General features: G+C 71.2%; 17 protein-coding genes. 9 read left to right on the forward strand and 8 right to left on the reverse strand.

What is annotated here, in order from left to right; genetic code table 11:
* The first annotated feature begins 26 nt into the window (after nt 1–26).
* From ACFWW9_RS02605 to ACFWW9_RS02625, 5 genes are all read left to right on the forward strand, one after another.
* Nucleotides 27–1,085 carry a type III polyketide synthase gene (locus tag ACFWW9_RS02605; protein ID WP_390370665.1) on the forward strand — a complete coding sequence of 353 codons (1,059 nt, stop codon included), beginning with the start codon at nt 27–29 and terminating at the stop codon, nt 1,083–1,085.
* Nucleotides 1,082–1,600: an isoprenylcysteine carboxyl methyltransferase family protein gene (locus ACFWW9_RS02610; protein ID WP_390370666.1), complete on the forward strand. Its 519-nt coding sequence runs from the start codon at nt 1,082–1,084 to the stop codon at nt 1,598–1,600. The genes ACFWW9_RS02605 and ACFWW9_RS02610 overlap by 4 nt, the downstream gene beginning before the upstream one ends.
* Nucleotides 1,593–2,615, forward strand: a complete 1,023-nt coding sequence (locus ACFWW9_RS02615; RefSeq protein WP_390370668.1) for an NAD(P)/FAD-dependent oxidoreductase — start codon at nt 1,593–1,595, stop codon at nt 2,613–2,615. Before ACFWW9_RS02610 ends, ACFWW9_RS02615 begins: the two co-directional genes overlap by 8 nt.
* Nucleotides 2,612–3,751, forward strand: a complete 1,140-nt coding sequence (locus tag ACFWW9_RS02620) for a geranylgeranyl reductase family protein (protein WP_390370669.1) — start codon at nt 2,612–2,614, stop codon at nt 3,749–3,751. Before ACFWW9_RS02615 ends, ACFWW9_RS02620 begins: the two co-directional genes overlap by 4 nt.
* A gap of 79 nt (nt 3,752–3,830) precedes the next feature.
* Entirely contained in the window at nt 3,831–4,136 is a 306-nt protein-coding gene (locus ACFWW9_RS02625) for a hypothetical protein (protein ID WP_390370671.1), read from the forward strand.
* A 134-nt stretch (nt 4,137–4,270) separates the two neighbouring features.
* Here the strand turns inward: ACFWW9_RS02625 and ACFWW9_RS02630 are convergent, their stop codons facing one another.
* Together ACFWW9_RS02630 and aspT (ACFWW9_RS02635) are read right to left on the reverse strand one after the other, a co-directional pair.
* Nucleotides 4,271–4,801 carry a hypothetical protein gene (locus ACFWW9_RS02630; protein WP_390370672.1) on the reverse strand — a complete coding sequence of 177 codons (531 nt, stop codon included), beginning with the start codon at nt 4,799–4,801 and terminating at the stop codon, nt 4,271–4,273.
* A 154-nt stretch (nt 4,802–4,955) separates the two neighbouring features.
* Complete coding sequence (gene aspT, locus ACFWW9_RS02635) at nt 4,956–6,617, reverse strand: aspartate-alanine antiporter (RefSeq protein WP_390370674.1); 1,662 nt, start codon at nt 6,615–6,617, stop codon at nt 4,956–4,958.
* Between the two features lie 141 nt (nt 6,618–6,758).
* Between aspT (ACFWW9_RS02635) and aspT (ACFWW9_RS02640) the strand changes: the two genes are divergently transcribed.
* Both aspT (ACFWW9_RS02640) and ACFWW9_RS02645 read left to right on the forward strand, forming a co-directional pair.
* A complete protein-coding gene (gene aspT / locus ACFWW9_RS02640) occupies nt 6,759–8,459 on the forward strand; it encodes an aspartate-alanine antiporter (RefSeq protein WP_390370676.1) in 1,701 nt (566 codons plus the stop codon).
* Between the two features lie 42 nt (nt 8,460–8,501).
* Nucleotides 8,502–10,106 carry a bifunctional aspartate transaminase/aspartate 4-decarboxylase gene (locus ACFWW9_RS02645; RefSeq protein ID WP_390370677.1) on the forward strand — a complete coding sequence of 535 codons (1,605 nt, stop codon included), beginning with the start codon at nt 8,502–8,504 and terminating at the stop codon, nt 10,104–10,106.
* A gap of 109 nt (nt 10,107–10,215) precedes the next feature.
* On the opposite strand, the gene ACFWW9_RS02650 is transcribed toward ACFWW9_RS02645, so the two are convergent.
* From ACFWW9_RS02650 to ACFWW9_RS02660, 3 genes are all read right to left on the reverse strand, one after another.
* Entirely contained in the window at nt 10,216–10,437 is a 222-nt protein-coding gene (locus tag ACFWW9_RS02650; protein ID WP_390370678.1) for a hypothetical protein, read from the reverse strand.
* 37 nt (nt 10,438–10,474) lie between these two features.
* Nucleotides 10,475–10,633, reverse strand: a complete 159-nt coding sequence (locus ACFWW9_RS02655) for a hypothetical protein (protein ID WP_390370680.1) — start codon at nt 10,631–10,633, stop codon at nt 10,475–10,477.
* A gap of 188 nt (nt 10,634–10,821) precedes the next feature.
* Nucleotides 10,822–11,088 carry a GlsB/YeaQ/YmgE family stress response membrane protein gene (locus tag ACFWW9_RS02660; RefSeq protein WP_390370681.1) on the reverse strand — a complete coding sequence of 89 codons (267 nt, stop codon included), beginning with the start codon at nt 11,086–11,088 and terminating at the stop codon, nt 10,822–10,824.
* Between the two features lie 226 nt (nt 11,089–11,314).
* Here ACFWW9_RS02660 and ACFWW9_RS02665 point away from each other — a divergent pair, with 226 nt between their 5' ends.
* Both ACFWW9_RS02665 and ACFWW9_RS02670 read left to right on the forward strand, forming a co-directional pair.
* Nucleotides 11,315–11,695: a hypothetical protein gene (locus ACFWW9_RS02665; protein WP_390370683.1), complete on the forward strand. Its 381-nt coding sequence runs from the start codon at nt 11,315–11,317 to the stop codon at nt 11,693–11,695.
* Nucleotides 11,696–11,757: 62 nt separating this feature from the next.
* Nucleotides 11,758–12,846 (forward strand): PLP-dependent cysteine synthase family protein, encoded by a 1,089-nt coding sequence (locus tag ACFWW9_RS02670; protein ID WP_390370684.1) that lies wholly within the window; start codon nt 11,758–11,760, stop codon nt 12,844–12,846.
* 80 nt (nt 12,847–12,926) lie between these two features.
* Here ACFWW9_RS02670 and ACFWW9_RS02675 read toward each other — a convergent pair whose 3' ends face one another.
* The 3 genes from ACFWW9_RS02675 to ACFWW9_RS02685 are packed head-to-tail and all read right to left on the reverse strand — an operon-like array spanning nt 12,927 to nt 16,572.
* Nucleotides 12,927–14,135, reverse strand: a complete 1,209-nt coding sequence (locus tag ACFWW9_RS02675; protein WP_390370686.1) for a macrolide family glycosyltransferase — start codon at nt 14,133–14,135, stop codon at nt 12,927–12,929.
* An 8-nt stretch (nt 14,136–14,143) separates the two neighbouring features.
* Complete coding sequence (locus tag ACFWW9_RS02680; RefSeq protein ID WP_390370688.1) at nt 14,144–15,394, reverse strand: DegT/DnrJ/EryC1/StrS family aminotransferase; 1,251 nt, start codon at nt 15,392–15,394, stop codon at nt 14,144–14,146.
* Entirely contained in the window at nt 15,391–16,572 is a 1,182-nt protein-coding gene (locus tag ACFWW9_RS02685; RefSeq protein ID WP_390370690.1) for a cytochrome P450, read from the reverse strand. The genes ACFWW9_RS02680 and ACFWW9_RS02685 overlap by 4 nt, the downstream gene beginning before the upstream one ends.
* Between the last annotated feature and the right edge of the window lie 136 nt (nt 16,573–16,708).

Below are 16,708 nucleotides of genomic sequence, written 5' to 3' on the forward strand. Positions count from 1 at the left end.
TAGGTCCAGCGCTTAGTGTCGACAGGATGACAGCGATAACAGCGGTGCGCGGATCCTTGCCGCGGCACCGATATCCCCAGGCACAGTTGACCGACCTGTTCGCGCGGCTGTGCCTTCCCGACTCGGCGTCGCGCGCCGTCGTGGACCGCTTCCACGCCAACGCGCGCGTCGCCACCCGGCACCTCGCCCTGCCCATCGAGGAGTACGCCGGGCTCGACGGCTTCACCGCGGCCAACGACGCCTTCCTGTCCGTGGCGGTGGACCTGGGCTGCGACGCCGTGCTGGGAGCCCTCGCCGACGCCGGCCTGCACCCGACCGACGTCGACGTGGTGATGTCCACGACCGTCACCGGCGTCGCGGTGCCCTCACTCGACGCCCGCATCGCGGCCCGGATCGGGATGCGGCCCGACGTCAAGCGCATCCCGATGCTGGGGCTGGGGTGCCTCGCGGGCGCGGCGGGGGTGGCCCGCCTGCACGACTTCCTGCTCGGGGCGCCGAAGTCCGTCGCGGTGCTCGTCGCGGTCGAGCTGTGCTCGCTGACCGTGCAGCGCCAGGATCCCAGTGCCGCCAACATGATCGCGTCCGGTCTCTTCGGGGACGGTGCCGCCGCGGTGGTGGCGGTCGGCGCGGAGCACCCCCTGGACTCGGCGGGTCCCCACGTCGTCGACACCACGAGCCACCTGTACCCCGACACCGAACGCGCCATGGGCTGGGACATCGGCGGTTCCGGCCTGAAGATCGTCCTCGGCGCGGAGGTGCCGGACCTGGTGCGCACCTACCTGGCGGACGACGTGAAGACCCTGCTGGCGCCGCACGGTCTGGTGGTCGACGACATCTCCCGCTGGATCTGCCACCCCGGCGGCCCGAAGGTGATCGAGACCATCCAGTCGGTGCTCGGTCTCGACCAGGACGACCTGGCGATGACGTGGAACTCGCTCAACCGGATCGGCAACCTGTCGTCCGCGTCCGTGCTGCACGTGTTCGCCGACACGCTCGCCCAGAGACCGTCGGCGGCAGGAGATTGGGGTGTGCTGATGGCGATGGGTCCCGGCTTCTGCGCGGAGTTGGTGTTGCTCCGGTGGTGAGCCAGCTCTGGTACACCGTCCTCATCGGACTCGTCGGCGTCGAGCGGCTGGCGGAACTGGTGGTGGCCAAGCGGAACATGGCGTGGAGCCTGGCGCGCGGCGGCCGCGAGACCGGCTTCGGGCACTACCCGTTCATGGTGGTGCTGCACACCGGCCTGCTGGTGGGCTGCCTGGCGGAGGTGTGGTGGGGTCACCGCGACTTCCACCCCGTGCTCGGGTGGTCGATGCTGGCCCTGGTGCTCGCCGCGCAGGCGCTGCGGTGGTGGTGCATCCGCACCCTGGGCCACCAGTGGAACACCCGGATCGTGGTCGTGCCGGGCCTGCCCAGGATCACCGGCGGGCCGTACCGGATCGTCGGCCACCCCAACTACGTCGCCGTGGTCGTCGAAGGCTTCGCCCTGCCGCTGGTGCACGACGCGTGGCTCACCGCGCTGGTGTTCACGGTCCTCAACGCCGGTCTGCTCACCGTCCGGATCCGCGCCGAGAACGACGCGTTGCGGACCGTCGATGCGTGACGTCGTGGTCGTGGGCGGCGGACCCGCCGGGCTCGCGGTCGCCCTGGGCTGCGCCAAGGCGGGTTTGGACGTCGTGGTGCGGGAGAAGCGCGACGGCGTGATCGACAAGGCCTGCGGGGAGGGGTTGATGCCCGGCGCGGTGCGCGCGCTCGCCGCGCTCGGCGTCGACCCTCCCGGGCACCCGATCCACGGCATCACCTACCGGCAGGGCACGGCGGTCGCGCACGCCGCGTTCCGCGACGGCCCCGGCCGCGGGGTCCGGCGCACCGCCCTGCACGACGCGCTGCGCGCCGAGGCGCTGCGGCACGGTGTCGAGGTGGTGCGAGCGCCGGTCGTCGAGGTCGAGCAGCACGCCGACCACGTGCGGGTCGACGGCTCGCGCGCCCGGTACCTCGTCGCCGCGGACGGGCTCCACTCCACGATCCGCGACACGGCGGGGCTCGCCGCGGGCAACGGCGCACGAAGGCCCCGCTGGGGTCTGCGCCGCCACTACGCCCTGCGCCCGTTCAGCGATTCGGTCGAGGTGACCTGGGCGGCGCACTCGGAGGCCTACGTGACGCCGGTCGCGGCGGACACCGTCGGCGTGGCGATCCTGTCGTCGGTCCGCGGTGGCTTCGACGAGCAGTTGGCGGCCTTCCCCGACTTGGCGGCGAAGGTGGCCGACGCCGAGCCCGCGTCCGACGTCCGCGGGGCGGGACCGCTGTTCCAGCGGACCTCCGGCCGGGTCGCCGGTCGGGTGCTGCTGGTCGGGGACGCCGCGGGCTACATCGACGCGCTGACCGGCGAGGGGCTCGCGCTGGCGCTGACCACCGCCGCCGAACTGGTCCGGTGCCTGAGCGAGGACCGGCCCGGCGACTACGACCGCGCGTGGACCAGGACGTCGCGCCGCTCCCGGTGGCTGACCTCCGGCCTGCTGCGGGCACGCGGCACACCCGCGCTGGCGCGCCGCGTCGTGCCGCTGTCCGCCCGCGCGCCGGGGCTGTTCTCCTTCGTGGTCAACCAGTTGGCCCGATGACGGCGAACACCTGGGACCTGGTCGTCGTGGGCGCGGGACCCGCGGGGTCCACCGCGGCCATCGCGGCGCTGCGCGCGGATCCCGACGCACGGGTCCTGCTGCTGGACGCGGCGGCCTTCCCCCGCGACAAGGTCTGCGGTGACGGTGTGGCACCGCACGCGCTGGACGTGCTGGCGGACCTCGGCGTCGACGTGGCCGCACTCGTGGCGGGCACCGAGCCGATCACCTCGCTGCGGATGGTGTCGCCCGGCGGGGTCGTCGCCGCCCGGACGTTCGCGCGGCAGGCGGCCGTCGTGCCCAGGGTGCTGCTGGACGAACGCCTGGTGCGCGCCGCCGTCGCGTCGGGCGCGGTGCTGCGCCGCCGTCGGGTGCGCACGGTCGTGGCGGCCGAGGACGAGGTGCTGGTGGACGGGGACATCCGGGCACGCGTGGTCGTCGGCGCGGACGGCGCCGAGTCGGTGGTCCGCCGCCAGTGCGGCGCCCGACCCGCCCCCGCGGGGACGGTCGCCGTGGCACTGCGCGGCTACGCCCCCGCCGATCCGTGGCCCGCGGGGGAACAGCTGCTCACCATGACCGGAGCGGACTGGCCCGCCTACGCCTGGGCGTTCCCCGTGGGCGACGGCACCGCGAACGTCGGGTACGGGCAGCTCGTCACCGGTGTCGTGCCGACGCGGGCGCGGATGACCGAACGGCTGCACCACCTGCTGCCCGACCTCGCCCCGCTCCCGTTGCGCGGACACCGGCTGCCGTTGTCCACCGGACGGCCCGAGGTCGGCCACGGTCGCGTCCTGCTCACCGGCGACGCCGCGTCGCTCGTCAACCCCCTGACGGGCGAGGGGATCTACTACGCGGTGCTGTCCGGTGGCCTCGCGGGCGCGGCGGCCCTGACGCCCGATCCCGCGCGCGCCTACCGCCGTGCGCTGCGCGAGCGTCTGGGCGGTCACCTCCGCCACACCGACCTGCTCGCCCGTCTCACCCGACGGCCGTGGCCGCTGGACCTGGCGACCGCCGCCGCGGCCGCGGACCAGGACTCGTTCGACCGGTTCGTCGAGATCGGCCTCGGCGCGGGCAAGGTGAACGCCCACCTGCTGGCGGCGCTGGCCCGTGCGACCGGACGTCACCGCGGCAGAGCGTGAGACCTCCGCCAACCGGGGACCGAGGTCCACGTCGTCGCCACCCACTCCGCTTCGACACCGACCACTGGGAGAACACGGGATGGACGAGCACGCGACACCCCCGAAGACCGAGGACGGCCACTTCGTCGTGATCTCCGGCCGCCGCTGGCGCGCCACCGATCCCGACATCCCCGAGGACGTTGCCGCGCTGCTGCGCAAAGCCCTGATGGCCGCTCGCCGAGACGTTGGTGCCGCGCTGCGCTCCGGTGAGGATCCGGCGGCCGCGCGTGCACGCGTGCACGCGGCGAAGGTCGCGCTCGGCGAGCGCGGCACCCCGTGGTGGGAGCAGACGCCCGACGAGCGGCAGCGGCGCTGGGAACAGGGCCTGCGCACATCGGAGCCCTGATCCCGCCCCGCGCCCGCCGCGTGACCACTTCGGCTACGCGGCGGGCCTGTTGGTCGCCTGTTCCCTACCCGATGAAGGTCCAAGCGGGTTCGGGTGTCCGCAGTGGCGAGGGGCTGCGCGAGAGCGGGCGGTGGTCAGCCGAGTGGCGGGAACTGCTGAAGGTCCGCGATGTTCAACGGCGGCGGAGGAGCGACCGGCGGCGGGGGCGGTGGAGGAGCGACGAAGAGGTTGTTGGCCTGCCAGCCGTCCACGTAGAGGTGGAAGTTGAGGACCACGTTGTAGTTGCCCGCGGGCGCCACGCCGGGGATTCCCGCGGGGAAGTGCTGCTGACCGGGCACCGCACGGGTGATGTTGTAGAACTCGTGGACGAACTGCGGCTGCCCGTTCGCGCCCACAATGCCTCCCCACCTCTGGTTCGGCCCGGCGGTGAACACGAATCCCGCCGGTAAGTGGCCCGTCAACCACACGTAGAGCGCATGGTCGACCCAGTCGACACCGTAGTCACCGCCGTTGTTGACACCGCCGCAGTTGTAGAGCAGCGACCCGTTCGGGTGGAGCTGGTACCACGCTCCATGGGCCATGTGCTGGTTGGTGGCGCGGACGTGCCAGAGGTTGAGGGCGGTGACCACCCGGCCCTGGTGGAGCGGGTTGTTCTGGAACTGCATGGATCCCCCGTTTCCCGATGGTGCGATCAAGTGGCGGAACTCCGCACGCGTTGGTCGTCCGGCACGAGGGCGGCGTTACGCCGGGGTACGCGGTGATCGGCGAACTCGGGAAGATGGCCGGACCGGGATCGGCCATCGGGAGCGGGGAATCCGGTCACCTGCCGAGCAGTCCGACCACCACCGGGCCGGTCAGGGGCAGCAGGATGCTCGACATCGCGTAGGTGACGGTGTAGCCGATGAGCGGCACGGAGTTGCCCGCGACGCTCGTCACCGCGGAGATCGCCGGAGTGCTGCACTGCTGACCGGCGATGGCGCCGAGGAGGATCGGCGGTTCGATCTTCAGCACGCGGCTGCCCAGGTAGAGCGACAGCAGCGCGGGCACCAGGACCAGCGCCACACCGGCGAACGGCAGCAGCGCGCCGTACTGCCTGAGCAGCGCCCCCGCTTGGGGCGCGGCGGCCAAACCGGTGGCGGCGATGAAGGTCGCCAGACCGAGGTCCTTGGTGAGGGTCGCGGCAGCGGGCGGGAAGTTGCCGATCGACCGGTGGCGGGCGCGGAACCAGCCGAACACCAGACCGGCCAGCAGCGCGCCGCCCCCCGTGCCGAGCGACAGCGCGATCGGTCCGAAGTGGACGGTCAGCTTGCCGATGAGCATGCCCAGGGTGACGCCGACACCCAGGTACACGAAGTCCGTCGCCACCGTCCGCGGCACCGCGTAGCCCGTGCGCGAGGTCATCGCGTCCAGGTCCTCCGCACCGCCCACGAGCGTCAGCACGTCACCGCGCCGCAGGACCGTCCCCTCGGCCACCGGCAGCCGCTGCTCGGCCCGGACCACGCCGGTGGTGAACACACCTCGCGTCCGCACGTCGCGCAACGCCGCCCCGTCGACCTCCTTCGAGGTGACCACGACCTCGCGCGTTTCCACGGTGGTCTTCGTCGCCAGGTCCGGTCGCGCCTGCTCGGGTCCGATCACCGCCTCCGCCCGCAGGAACGCCTGCCGCTCGCCGACCAGCACCACCACGTCGCCCGCCACCAGTTCGAACCGCGGGTCCACCTGCTGGAACTCCTCACGCACGACGCCCTCGACCGACACCTGCCTCGACAGTTCGGACTCCAACTCGCCGACGGTCCGCCCTGCCAGGTGCGTCACCTCGTACGCGCGCCCCACGAGGGCGGGCATCGCGGGCGCGGTTCCCGGTTCGTCGTCGCTCCCGCCCATCTTCGCCAGCAGCGCCCGTGACGACTCCCTCAGGTTCGTCTTCAGCAGCGCGGGTGCGAAGCCGCTGGCGAACAGCACGATCGCGACCAGACCGAACAGGTAGCAGACGGTGTACGCGGTGGCCACGTTGCCCTGCAACGCCGCCGTGGTGGCGGGATCCAGGCCGAGCTTGCCGATCGCCTCGGTGGACGTGCCGACGACCGCCGATTCCGTCGCCGCTCCGGCCAGGATGCCCGACGCCGTGCCGACGTCCAGGTCCAGGACCCCGGCCAGCGCGAGCACCATCAGCACGACGGTCAGCACCTCGACCACCGACAGCACACCGATCTTGAGACCGGACCGGTTGAGGTTGGCGAAGAACTGGGGGCCGCCGGTGTAGCCGAGCGCGAAGATGAACAGCGCGAACGCGATCGTGCGCACCTGCTCGTTCAACGACACGTCGAGCAGCCCCACCACGAGCGCCACGATCAGCGTCCCGCACACGCCACCGAGTTGGACGCGACCCACCCTCAGCTTGCCCAGCAGGTATCCCAGCGCCAAGCACACGAACAGGGCGATCTCGGGGGTCGCCTGCAGCAGACTCCTCAACCATTCCACCGACCGACTATGACCAGGTCTACGTGTCCCCGCCGGGGCGCTGCGGGGGTTCCCACCCGTTCGGGTGACGTCGGACGGCGCCGTCCGGACCATCGCCCTAGCCTCGGACGGCGCGCTCACCGAGCGCCCGATGGAGGTCGGATGCACGTCCTCAAGGATGAGATCTTCAAGCCCTACCCCGAATTGCTGGTGTTCCTCACCGTCGCGTTCGGATTCCTGCTCGGCCGCATCCGGCGGCGCAGCATCGCGCTGGGCGCGGTCACCGGTTGCCTGCTCGCGGGCCTCGCGCTCGGCTGGTTGTTCGAGGTGTCGATCAACGGCACCGTCAAGTCGCTGTTCTTCGTGATGTTCCTGTTCGCCTTGGGCTACCGGGTCGGCCCGCAGTTCTTCCGCGGTCTGCGCAAGGACGGCCTGCCGCAGGTGCTGCTGGCGGTGGTGGTGTGCGTGGCGGGTCTGCTGGTGTGCTGGCTCTTCGCCGCGGTCCTCGGCTACGGGCCGGGATTGAGCGCGGGTCTGCTGGGCGGCGCCCTCACGCAGTCCGCCGTCATCGGCGTCGCGGGCGACGCCATCGCGGGACTTCCCGGCCTGAGCCACGACCAGATCACCGAGCAGCAGAACCTGGTCGCCATCGGCTACGCCGTCACCTACCCGCTCGGCACGATCCTGTGCGCGCTGCTGCTGGCCAACGTGCTGCCGCGGCTGATCGGCCGCGACCTGGCGGTCGAGAGCGCGGCGCTGGCGGCGGAACTGGACGCCGGCGGCGACGACCCCGACCTCGGCCGGGGCTACTACGAAGTGGTGCTGCGCGCCTACACCATCGCGCACCCCTCCGTGGTCGGCGCGACCGTCGACGAGTTCGAACGAGCCCAAGCGGACCTCGGCCGCCTCGTGTTCATCACCCGAGTGCGCCGCGACGGCGTCCTGCTCGACCAGGACCAGGGCATCGTGCTCGCGGAGGGCGATGTGGTCGCCGTCAGCGCGGTGCGCGGCGACATCGTCGCCTACGACCCGGAACAGGTGATCGGCCCGGAGACCGACGACGTCGAACTGCTGGGCTACCGCACGCAGACCCTGCACGTCGTGGCCAACGTCAAGGACCGGATGGGGCGCACCGTGGCCGATCTTCGGCGCGAGCCGTTCATGGTCGGGGTGTTCGTCACGGAGTTGCACCGGTCGGGGGCGAAGTTCCCGCTGCGCTCCTCCACGAAGGTCGAGCGCGGGGACACACTCCTGCTCACCGGCCCCCAGCGCCTCGTCGAGCCCGCTGCCCGCGCGCTGGGCACACCGGTGCCCACCAGCTTCGCCACCGACATGGTCTGGGTGGGCCTGGGCATCGTCCTCGGCGGGTGCATCGGCATCCCCGCGCTCCACGCCGGAGGGGTCCCGATCAGCCTGTCCACCTCCGGCGGCGCGCTCATCATGGGCCTGGTGTTCGGGTGGCTCCGCGCCAAGTACCCGACCTACGGCAACGTGCCGGGCGGCGCGCAGTGGTTCATGGACACCCTCGGCCTGTGCCTGTTCGTCGCGGTCGTCGGCATCAACGCGGGCCCCAGCTTCAGCTCCGGCCTCGCCCAAGCCGGGTGGGGGCTCCTGCTGCTCGGCGCCGTCGCCACCGTCGTGCCGCTCCTGGTGGGCTTCGCCGTGGGGCACTGGCTGATGAAGATGCGACTACCCGTCCTGCTCGGCGTTCTGGCCGGAGCGCAGACCACCACCGCGGCCATCGGCGCCCTCAACGAGTCCGCCAAGAGCCAGGTGCCGACCATCGGCTACACGATCCCCTACGCCGTCGGCAACGTCCTGCTCACCATCTGGGGCGCGGTGATCGTGCTCCTCCAGCACTGAAAGGCCATTACCGTGCCGAAAAGCACCCGTACCCGCGAAGAGATGGCGAAGCTCAGCGCGCTGAGCCCGTTCGAGCTCAAGAACCGGTTCATCGCGCTCGCCGAGGAGCACCACGACGAGCAGCAGACCAAGACCGCCCGCCTGATGCTCAACGCTGGCCGCGGCAACCCGAACTGGATCGCCACGGGACCGCGTGAGGCGTTCCACACCCTCGGGTACTTCTCCCTCGTCGAGAGCCGCCGCGTGCTCACCGGCGACAACATCGGCGGCATGCCCGCCGAAGCGGGCATCGCCGACCGGTTCGCGGCCTTCGTCAAGGCCCACCCCGACCTGCCGGGCGTCGACCTGTTGGCCGCGTCGGTCCGCGTGGGCGTGGAGCGGTTCGGGTTCGACCCCGACGCGTGGGTGCACGAACTCACCGACGGCATCGTCGGCGACAACTACCCCGTGCCCGATCGCATCCTCCCCCACGCGGAACAGGTCGTGCGCGCGTACCTCCACCAGGAGCTGTTCGACGAACGCCCCGCGCCGACGCCGTTGAGCCTGTTCGCGACCGAGGGCGGCACCGCCGCGATGTGCTACGCGTTCGACTCCCTGGTCGCCAACGGGGTGCTGCGCAAGGGCGACAAGATCGCCCTGATGGTGCCGATCTTCACGCCGTACATCGAGATGCCGCACCTCGACGAGTACCAGTTCACCGTGGAGCTGGTGCACGCCGACCTGTTCACCGAGACAGGGGTGCGCGAGTGGCGCTACCCCACCGAGGAGGTCGCCAAGCTCGCCGATCCGACCATCAAGGCGGTGTGCCTGGTCAACCCGAGCAACCCGCCCTCGCTGGCGCTGTCGGACCGGGTGCGCGACCAGATCGCCGAGATCGTCCGGAACACCAACCCGAACCTCGTCATCATCACCGACGACGTGTACGGCACGTTCGTCAACGGCTTCCGCACCATCGCCGCCGACCTGCCGCGCAACACCCTGCTCGTCTACTCCTACTCCAAGCACTACGGCGCCACGGGCTGGCGCCTGGGCGTGATCGGCCTGCACGAGGACAACGTCATCGACCAGCTCATCGCACAGCTGCCCGAAGCGGAACGCACCCGCCTGGACACCAGGTACGGCACGCTCTCCCTCGAACCGTCGCGACTGCGCTTCATCGACCGCCTGGTCGCGGACTCGCGGCGCGTGGCGCTCAACCACACCGCGGGCCTGAGCCTGCCCCAGCAGGTGCAGATGACCCTGTTCTCGCTGTTCGCCTTGCAGGATGAGGGAAAGGCCTACAAAGCGCACGTGCAGCAGATCGTCCACACACGACTGGACCTGCTGATGGAGGGCGCCGGGATGCGAATCGCCGACGACCCGGAACGCGCCGCGTACTACATCGAACTGGACCTGCTCGCCGAGGCCGAACGCGTCTACGGCCGTGAATTCGCCGACTACCTGGAACAGACCTACGAGCCGGTGGACCCGCTGTTCCGGTTGGCCGAGCAGGCATCGGTGGTGCTGCTCAACGGCGGGGGCTTCGACGGCCCCAAGTGGTCGATCCGAGTCTCCCTCGCCAACCTGGACGACCTGGACTACCTCAAGATCGGCCACCACATCCAGACGATGTTCCGCGACTACCACGACGAGTGGAAGTCGATCTGACGCGATGAGACGTCGAGCGCCGCGTCCGGATCGTGGTGGACTCGCCGAACGGATTCAGCGGTGGAGGCGGCGCCGCGCGCGATCGGCGGTCAACAGCTCACGCAGCCGATCACGTCGGTTCCAGCACGACCTCGCCCGGCCGGGCGTCCAGCAGCGCGAGCGACCGGCGGACCAGCCTGCGCTGGAACCGGCCAAGGCCTCCCAGCGCCAGCGGGAGCGTCGGCCAGGTCACGTGGCCGACGTTGACCAGGTCACCCCATCCGAGGTGGCCCAGCACCCGGAAGAGCACGCTGTTGTCGTTGTAGGAGTCGGCGATGCCGTCGGCGGTCACCCGCGGTCCTCCCCCGTGGTCGAGCGCTCGGGCTCGGTCAGGGCCAGGACGGCCGATACCCGCGCAGGCTGTAGACGTTGTCCCACACGCACTTGCCGGGATCGGGGTTCCACAAGCGGCGGGCGAACGCGGGATCGCGGAACACGTGCCCCACCTCACCGATCGCCAACACGTGCTTGCGGCCGGTGAGCAGCACCGCGCACGCGTTCCTCCTCGGGAACCAATAGGAGCACGTTGCCCGCTGTGGGGTCCGGGCTCTTGCGGATGAGCGCGGCCAGCCGGAACAACGGGTCCATCAGCCGGTCGTGCACCAACCCCGAACGGTGGAAGCACGAAAGGGCCCCGGCCACACCATGGTGTCCGGGGCCCTTCCGTGCGTTCGGGTCAGGCGTGCGTGCGTCGACCGGTCACGAGTCGGTAGATGCCGAGCAGCACCAGCGAGCCCAGGATGGCCAGCAGCCAGGTGCTCAGGTCGAAGAAGCTGTTGATGTCGCTGTTGAACAGCGCGCGGCCGATGAAGCCGCCGAGGATGGCGCCGACGATCCCGATCAGGATCGTCACGATGATGCCGCCGGGGTCCTTGCCGGGCATGATCGCCTTCGCGATGGCACCCGCGATGAGACCCAGGACGATCCAACCCAAGATACCCACGATGACTTCTTCCTCCTCTTGGCGGCAACGACGGACCGTCGTTGGCTCTTGCCTGCTCGAACAGGGAGTTACCGCTGGGCGCCCGTGCCAAACGTGAGTTGTCAACGGATCCACGAGCACGCACATCGCGGTCGCCCGCCAGCTCCAGCAGGACGTCGAGCGCAAGCTGCTGGACCCGCTGGACCTGCTGCTGGATCCGAGCGGGCAGGCCGGGGCCACCGCCGAGTTGCGGCGACAGCTGGCCGCCGACACCGAGATGTGGGCCGCGCAGGTCACGGGGCGGGACGTGGACCTGGCCCAGGAGACGGCGACACGCCTGATCGCGGCCGTCTACCAGTCGGGCGACGCGTTCACCCCGCCCGACGCCTGGTGGCGCACCCCGTTCGGCGCCCTGGTCGCGCAGCGGTTCGGCCACCCGAGCGCTGCCGTCGTATCGCTGTCGGTGGCCAGCGCGATGCTGGGCATCACCAGGCAGGGTGCGCACGACCTGGTCAAGCGCGGCAAGCTCCAGCGGGACCCAGCGGGAACCGGCGTCGTGGTCAGCTCCGTTCAGCGCAGGTTGGTCTCGCAGGAAGTCGGTCGCTCACGCGTTTCCGGGGGGTTGTGAATGTTCGAGAGGGTCACCGACCGCGCGAGGCGGATGGTCGTCCTCGACCGCGACGACACCTGATGGTCGGGCCATGGGCGCGGACGGCGATCGACCTGCTGACTGCGGACGCGCAGGCGGAGCGGCGGACGCCGCTGCGGCACGTCCCGCTGCCCGACGATTGGCCGTTCGCCCTGTACGTCAAGGACGAATCGGCCCGCCCCACCGGCAGCATGAAGCACGGGTTCGCCCGCGACCTGCTGATCGACGCGTTGGCAGGCGGCCGGATCGGCAGGCACACGCCGCTCGTCGAGGCGACGAGCGGCAACATGGCGGTGGCCGAGGCCTACTTCGCGCGCCTGCTCGGCCTCCGGTTCACGGCCGTGGTTCCCGCCAAGACCTCACCGTCCAAACGCGCCCGGATCGAACAGCACGGAGGCGACTGCCACCCCGTCGACCCACCGCCGGCGGTCTACCAGCGCGCACGGGAACTGGCCTACCAGCGGGGCGGCCACTACCTGGACCACCTGGCCAACCTCCGCGACGTGGTGGACGCCCGCGTCACCGACCGGTCCTACGGCCCGGCGGCCAAGATCCTGCGGGACCTCGCCGACATCGGGCAGCCCGCGCCCGCGTGGATCGTGCTGGGCGTGGGAACCGGGGCCGGTTCCCGTGCGGCAGGCCGGTACCTGCGCCACTGGGACCACCCGACGCGGGTCGCGGTCGTCGACCCGGAGAACTCCGCCTACTTTCCGGGTTGGGTGACCGATTGCGGGGACTACGCGACCGGGATGCCGTCGCGGATCGAGGGCATAGGCCGCCCCCGGATGGAACCGGCGTTCGACGGGTCCGTCGTCGACCAGGTCATACCGGTCCCCGACGCGGCCAGCGTGGCCGCGATGCGCTATCTCGACGACGTCATGGGCCTGCGGGCGGGGCCGTCCACCGGGGCGTGCTTCCAGGGCGCGTGCCGCATCCTGTCCCGGATGCGCCGGGACGGCGTGACGGGCACGGTCGTGCTGGTGGCCGCCGACTCGGGCGAGCCGTACGCGGACACGTACTACGACGACGACTGGGTCGCCGCCAAGGGCTGGTCCCTCGACGGCCCGACCGCGGAGTTGGAGCACTTCATGCGCACCGGGGTGCTGGAGGGCACCCGCGGCAGGCGTTGATCGATCAATCCACGCATCTCACTCGACTGATTCCGTTCTGCGCCAAGGTATCCGTCGTGGTCGGCTCGGCTCGCGTCGGGCTAGGGGTGGCGTGGGGTGGTGGTGGGCTGGGTGTTCATCCTGGTTTCGATCAGGTCTGCCGCGCGGGTGGTGCCGCCGGATTCCGCCACGCGGTCGCGCATCCAGTTGAGGCGGGCGGTGGTCGGCTCGTCCGTGGACAGGTCGAGGACTGCTTGGCGCAGGGCTTCCGGGGTGGTGGTGGAGAGTTCGATGATGCGACCGAGGCCCAGTTCCACGACTTGCCTGGCGTCCATGTCCTGTTCGGCTACTTCAGGGGCGAGCAGGAGGGGGGTGCCTTGTTGCACGGCTGCCATGACGCCGCCGAGACCGCCGTTGGAGAGGAAGACGGTGGCGTGTTCCAGGACCGCCAGTTGGGGAAGCCAGGGGTGGACCTCGAAGTTGGCGGGCAGGTCGCCCAGGTCTTCCGCTGCCCAGCCGCCGAGGGTCACCACCACGTGCCAGTCGAGGTCCGCGAAAGCGGTGGCGAAGAGGCGGAAGAAGTCCGGGCGGGCGTTGTGGACGGTGCCGAGGGAGATGAAGAGGACCTCGCGGTCCGTGGTCGGGGGGTGCCAGTCGCCCTGGAAGATGGTGCCTTCGTTGCAGGGGCCCACGAAGGCGTAGTGGTCGTCGAAGGAGTCGCCCTGGGGTTGGAACTCCTTGGGGACGAAGACGAGGGCGAGGTCGTCGGGTCGGTAGAGCAGGGTTTCGTCGATGCCGTGCTGGAGGAAGAGGTCCTGGAGGCCCGACTCCACGGCGGCCGCCTCGGCGCCGTGGGGGCCTGCCAGCAGCTCCGCTCGGCGGGGAGCGGTCCAGTCGACGGTGTCGTTGAAGGCGAGGTTGGGGTGGGTGAGGACGATGGGCACCGTCCACTTGCGACCCAGCACGGCGGCAGCGCCGTACATCATGGGGTCGAAGACGATGAGGTCCGGGGTGGTGTCGACGAGGGCCTCTACGGAGTCGACGCTGCGGAGGCCCTCCTCGTAGAAGCGCATGCAGGTGAGGACGATCTCGGCGGTGTCGGCGTGGTCGCTCAGGCCTGCGGGGATGGCGGCCAGGGCGGGGCCGTAGACCAGCGGGGTGACGCCGGACTGCTCGGCGTACCGGGCGAAGAACTCGGTGGTGGCGTAGCTGACGCGGTGGCCGCGTCGGGCCAGGGCCTCGGCGATGGTGAGGGTGGGGAAGACGTGGCCGAAGGCCGGGGCGCTGAGGAACAGGACGTGCTTGGACATGGTTCTCCTCAGGTGAGGGCGGTGTGCACCTTCCGCACGGCGGTGCTGATGTCGTCGACGTCCGCGTCGGTGTAGTGCTCGTTCCAGAACAGGACCAGCAGGGTGGTGTCGAGCAGTCGTTCGGCGGCCGGGCAGAGGCCGGGGGCGTAGGTCCAGTCCTTCCTGGACGGTGGGCTGGACAGCGGGAAGGCGGAGTTGCCGTAGACGCGGCCGTTCGCGAGCACCGGCGAGGCGTAGGCGGGGTGGTCGAGGAGCCTGCCCTCGGCGAGGATGCCCTCGGCCCGCAGGGCCGCGGCCCAGCGCAGGTTGGCGCCGCCCGCCAGTGCCGGGTCCAGGACGAGCGGGAACGACCAGAAGCTGTGGCCGTCCTCCTCCGGCAGGGTGATGCCGGGCAGGTCGCGCAACGACTCGACCAGCCGGTGGGCGGCGCGCCTGCGTCGTTCGACGACGTCGCGGAGCCTGCCGAGCTGGACCTTGGCAACAGCGCCCTGCAACTCGGTCATCCGGTAGTTCATCCCGAACGACAGGTGCGTGCGGGCCGCCGTGTCGCGCGGCCGCCCCTTGTCGCCGAACAGCCGGAGCCGTCGGGCCAGCGCGGGGTCGTCGGTGATGGCGAGACCGCCGTCGCCGCAGGTGATGTGCTTGTACTGCTGGAGGCTGAAGCAGCCGATGTCGCCGACGGTGCCCGCGAGCCTGCCGGGAGCCGGTTCGGTGAGCAGCGCCTGCGCGCAGTCCTCGATGAGCGGGACGCCGTGGCGGTGGGCGACGTCGGCCAGCTCGACGACGGGCGCGGGCGCGCCGAGCAGGTGCACGGCCACGACGGCGCGGGTGCGCGGGGACAGGCAGCGCCGCACGCTCTCCGGGCTGAGGTTGCCGGTCAACGGGTCGACGTCGGCGAACACCGGGACCGCGTTCTGCGCCAGGATCGCGATGATCGTGCCGAAGTCGGTCACCGGCGTGGTGACGACCTCGTCGCCCGGATCGGGGTCGAGCGCGCCGATCGCCATGTGCAGCGCGGCCGTGCCTGAGCTGCACGCCACCGCGTGGCCGACGCCGTGCAGCCGGGCCATGTCCGACTCCAGCCCGGCGACGTGCGAGCCGCCGAGCGCGTTGAGCCTGCCGCCCGCCAGCACCTCCAGCACCGCGGCGCTCTCCTCCGCCCCGAACGTGCGCCCCGCCGCCTCGGTCGCCACCGGGAACGGGCGGGTGCGCACCGGGGTCCCGCCGTGCAGCGCCAGCCCGTCGAGGGTGCTGGTCACCCGACGTCCCAGGTGACCGGCAGGCCGTGCGTGCCGTAGACCACCATCGTCTCGCGCAACGGGATGTCGGCCGCGGGCACGGCGAGCCGCAGCGTCGGGAACCGGCGCAGCAGCGCGGTGAGCCCGATCCGCAGCTCCGCGCGGGCCAGTTGAAGGCCGGTGCACAGGTGCACGCCGCCGCCGAACGACACGTGCCCGGCCGCCGAGCGGGTCAGGTCCAGCACGTCGGGGTTCGGGAACCGGACGGGGTCGCGGTTGGCCGCGGCCAGCGACATCGTGACGGACTCCCCCGCCTTGACCAGCGTGCCCGCCACCTCGACGTCCTCGACCGCGGTGCGCACCGGGCCGATGTGGCTGACCGTCAGGTACCGCAGCAGCTCCTCGACGGCGTTGTCCACCAGCGACGGGTCGGCGCGCAGCGCGGCCAGCTGCTCGGGGTGCTCCAGCAGCGCGAACACGCCGAGCGTCAACGTGTTCGACGTCGTCTCGTGGCCGGCCATCAGCAGGATCATCGCCACGGTGACCAGCTCGCCGTCGTCGAGCTCACCACCGGAGACGAGCCTGCCGAGCACGTCGTCGGTGGGCTCCTCGTGCTTCGCCTTGATGGCCGTGGTCAGGAAGTCGATCATCGACTGCCAGGAGGCGATGGTGTCCTCCTCCGACGCGCTGAGGTCGAACAGCGTGTCGGAGTCGTGCTGGAACCGGTCGTGCTCGGCGTAGGGCAGGCCGAGCACCTCGCACATCAGCAGCGACGGGAGCGGCAGCGCGTAGGAGCGCAGCAGGTCGACCGCGGGCCCCCGGCGCTCCATCTCGTCGAGCAGCGACTCGGCGATCTGCTCGATCCGCGGCGCGAGCTCGTTGGCCCGGCGCAGGGTGAACTCGGACGTGAGCAGCTTGCGGTACTTGGTGTGCTCCGGCGGGTCGAGCCGGGTGAACATGCCGGGCAGCACCTCGGGGATCTCCACCCGGTCCATGGCGAGCGTCGGCCGCACGAGGTCCGCGCGGTGGCTGAACCGGGGGTCGGTCAGCACCGTGCGGACGGCCGCGTAGCCGGTGGCGATCCAGCCGAGGTGGCCGTCGGGGAACGAGAACCGGCTGATCGGCGCGACCTCCCGCGCCCGACCGAGCTCGTCCGGCGGGTCGAACGGACAACTGCGCGCGGTCGGGATCGACCGCATTGTGCTCCCGGTTTCCACAGCAGATCACTCCAAGGCATTCGCCGAAGTCGCAAGAGGAAATGCGGGACATTCCCCACCGCATCGACGCAGATGCTGGCACACCTCCGAGCGAACCCGCAACGACCGGATCGCACCC

Source organism: Umezawaea sp. NPDC059074, from assembly GCF_042738955.1.
Taxonomy (GTDB): Bacteria; Actinomycetota; Actinomycetes; order Mycobacteriales; family Pseudonocardiaceae; genus Umezawaea.